At 64.5% G+C, this 3,529-nt stretch carries 2 protein-coding genes and 1 tRNA gene; 1 reads left to right on the top strand and 2 read right to left on the bottom strand.

Annotated elements, in window-relative coordinates:
* The first annotated feature begins 233 nt into the window (after positions 1-233).
* Positions 234-311, top strand: a tRNA-Pro gene (locus tag CCR94_RS18865).
* Positions 312-457: 146 nt separating this feature from the next.
* Here the strand turns inward: CCR94_RS18865 and CCR94_RS18860 are convergent.
* Both CCR94_RS18860 and CCR94_RS18855 read right to left on the bottom strand, forming a co-directional pair.
* Positions 458-3,190, bottom strand: coding sequence for a sensor domain-containing protein (locus tag CCR94_RS18860; RefSeq protein ID WP_104509376.1), 2,733 nt, complete (start codon positions 3,188-3,190; stop codon positions 458-460).
* Positions 3,183-3,529: hydrogenase maturation protease (locus CCR94_RS18855; protein ID WP_104509375.1), on the bottom strand; the 347-nt coding region annotated here is incomplete at its 5' end. The genes CCR94_RS18855 and CCR94_RS18860, both read right to left, overlap by 8 nt.

Here is a 3,529-nt window from a genome sequence, read left to right as displayed (position 1 = left end):
GCGGGAGCGCGAGCGCCTCCGGCCCGCGCCCGCGCCGGCCCCCCCGCGTTCCGTGGTCCTGGCGCTGGCCGCGCCCGCGCCGACGAGCGTGGTCACGCGGCTGTCCCCCCAGGACCGCCATCGCCTTGAGGCGATCCTGGCCGAACTGACCGAATGCGCGCGGCTTCTGGCGTGAGTTTTTTTCAATCGCCGCGTTGCCAGCGGCATGAGGCTTCTCTATAAGGCGTCACAGTCGGAGTGTAGCGCAGCCCGGTTAGCGCACTAGTCTGGGGGACTAGGGGTCGTGGGTTCGAATCCCGCCACTCCGACCATTTAACTGCTTGATGCGGTTGCAAAAAAGCCGTGTCCGAGAGGGCGCGGCTTTTTGCGTTCTTGCAACGCAAAGCGCGGAGCCGACATCGAAAACCGGATCGCCGGCTGATATTCGGGAGCGGGGGAGTTTTTGAGACTCCAGACGCTATCCGTCGCCGGACCTGCGAGTATAGGCGCTTAAGCTCCCGGTTTTTCTCCTGGGCGCATTCGCCAACGGCGCGGACGGCGTGTCGTCCGCGCCGCTCGGGTAAACGGTGGTCTTGCGCAGGATGTTCTCAAACGTCGCGGCGTCGACTGGCCGGCTGTACAGGTAGCCTTGTCCACGGTCGCAGCCGAGTCCGCGCAGGAAATCAGCCTGGGCCGGCGTCTCGACGCCTTCCGCCAGAACCTGCAGACGCAAGCTGTGCCCGAGCGCGACGATCGCGCGCGTGATCGCCACCTCGTTCTCGCCAAAAGGCAGATCGGTGATGAAGGAGCGGTCAATCTTCAGGGTCTGCACCGGCAGGCGCTTGAGATAGGAGAGCGACGACTGGCCGGTGCCGAAATCGTCGAGGGCCAAGGCCAGGCCGAGTCCGCGCAAGCCTTCGAGCACGCGGACGCTCTTTTCCGGCTGCCGCATCATGTAGGTCTCCGTCACCTCCAGCTCCAGCCAGTCGGAAGGCAACCCCGTTTCCGCGAGGATGCGCGCGACGGCGGCCACGAAGTCGTCGCGTTCGAGTTGCAGACCGGAGACGTTCACCGCTATGCGGTGCGGGCCAAGGCCGGCGCGCCGCCAAAGCTCTGCCTGGATGCAGGCTTCCCGCAACACCCATTCGCCGAGCGGCACGATCAGTCCGCTCTCCTCGGCGATGGCGATGAACTTGGTCGGCTCGATCATGCCGCGGTCGGGATGACGCCAGCGCGCCAGCACTTCCGAGCCGACGAGCCGTCCGTTGGCGAGGTCGAATTGCGGCTGAAAGTTGATGGACAAGCCGCCCTGCTTGATCGCCGCGCGCAATTCCGTCTCCAGAAACAATTTCTCGCGCGCTTTTTCGGTCAGATGCGCCTCATAGAAGCAGAACTGGTCGCGCCCCTCCTCCTTGGCCTTGTAGAGGGCGAGATCGGCGTGTTTGATCAGGGTGGCGGAATCGTCGCCATCGCCGGGAAAACAGCTGATGCCCACGGAGGCGCGCATGTCCAGCGTGTGGCCGTCGATGGAAAAGGGCTTTCCCATCGCCGCCAAAATCTTGGTCGCGATCCGCCCGGCGCCTTCCGGGCCACTGATATTTTGCGCCAGCACGATGAATTCGTCGCCGCCCAGCCGCGCGATGATATCGCTCTGGCGCAGCCCGCGCTTCAGCCGCTGCGAGACGATGCGCAGCAATTCGTCGCCGACCGGATGGCCCAATGTGTCGTTGACCGCCTTGAACCGGTCGAGATCAAGGAAAAGCAGCGCCAGATTCGTTCCCGCGCGGCGCGCGAGTTTCAGCGCCTGCTCGCAACTGTCATTGAAGGATTGCCGGTTGGGCAGATCGGTCAATGCGTCATAATAGGCCAGATGATGGATATGGGCGGCGGCGCGCTTCTGGTCGCTCAGGTCGTAGAAAATGCCGATATAATTGACGATTTCGCCGCGCGCGTCGCGCACGGCGGAAATGCTCTGCCACAGCGGCGTCACCTCGCCATCCTTGCGGCGATCCCAGATTTCGCCCTGCCACTCGCCGGTGCGCTTCAGCGTCTCCCAAAGGCCGAGATAGAATTGGGCGTCGTGGCGGCTCGATTTCAACATGCTCGTCGTCTTGCCCACGACCTCCTCGGCCTGATAACCGAGAATCCGGGTGAAGGCGCTGTTGACCTTGAGAATGCGCGCCTGCGGGTCGGTGATGACGACGCCGTTCAGGCTGTTTTCGAACACGCGGGCGGCGAGGCCAATTTGTTCGTCGGCCTGCCTTTGCGCGGTGATGTCCTGCATCGTGCCGGAGGCGCATTCGGGTACACCGTCGGCGCGGCAGCGCACGAGTCCGCGCAGTTCGACCCATTTGATCCGTCCTCCGGCAAGTTCGAGGCGAACAAAGTGGTTGAACAGCCGGCGCTCCCTGACCGCGCCGCAAAAATCCACATCGAAGTCGTGGCGGTCGTCGGGATGGACCAGCGCGATGCAGTCGTCATAAAGCGCCGGCGGCTGCGTCAATTCGCAAATCTTCAGCAGCTCGTCCGACCAATGCGTGACCCTTCGCGTGGCGAGGTCAACCTCCCAGCGGCCGAGCTGAGCGATCTTCTGCGCCTCGCGCAATTGCTTTTCCCTTTCGGAAAGCGCATCGCGCTGCCTTTTCAGGGCGGTGATGTCGGTGGCGCAAACCACCGCGCCTTCCTCCTTGCCCTGGGAATCGGCCTGCGGACTCGCTTCGACCCAGTAATCCCGATACGAGCCGTCGGCGCGGCGCAAGCGATGTTCGCAGCCATAGGCGCCTGAACCGCGCATCAATTCGAACAGGTGCGAATGAACGGTCCATGGCAGCCGAATGAGCCGATCTCGGAGCACATGCTGTTCTTCCGGCGCCATCCAATCGTCGAGGACGCGGCCGACCACATCGCCTTCGCCAACTTGCAGGCCTTCGAGGAAGCGGCGGTTGACTTCGCGAATGCGGCCTTCCGCGTCGAGCAGGATGATCAGCGCGCTGGATGTGTTCATCACGCGACGGGTGAAGTCCACCTGGATGTTCTGACGCCGATAGGCCGCCTGAAGCTCGTCCGCCTGTTGCTCCAGCGCGCGCAGCATCGCGTCCGTCCGGATCGCGTCATCGCCCATTTGCTGCTGGATGGCGGCGTTGGCGAGGCGAAGGCTCTCGACTTCGATCCGCAGTTGCGCCAGGGCGTCGTGTGGGGCGAGGTCAGCCATGGCCATCGTCGAAATAGGGCGCGAGCAGGCTGGCGACCTCGCGCGCGGCTTGCGCGACGGCCGGAGAGAGGCCAGGCTGGAACGGCCTGTGGCTTTCGGCCTGCGCGCCGACAATGGTGACGCGCGGCTTCGGGCCGGGCAGGGCGGCGAGAGCCTGGAGCACATAGCCGAGACCCATGCCATGCGGCGCGGGAACGCTTTCACTCACGATCGAGTCCACGCAAGGTTGCGCGATGCGTCCCGGCGTTCCCGCAGGCGCGAGCGCGTCCACGACAATGGCCTCGTCGCAATCCTCAAACAGCGCCAGCGCCGCCGGCCCCGCCGTTCCCGCGTCGAACA

Origin of the sequence: Rhodoblastus sphagnicola (genome assembly GCF_002937075.1) — a bacterium.
Classification (GTDB): Bacteria; Pseudomonadota; Alphaproteobacteria; order Rhizobiales; family Beijerinckiaceae; genus Rhodoblastus; species Rhodoblastus sphagnicola.
Note: the sequence above shows the minus strand (reverse complement) of the source record. Positions and strands in the feature narration are given on the sequence as shown.

Bases quoted from the DNA above. Each gene is read 5' to 3' on its own strand.
- CCR94_RS18860 (WP_104509376.1), bottom strand. From the start codon at position 3,190: ATGGCTGACCTCGCCCCACACGACGCCCTGGCGCAACTGCGGATCGAA.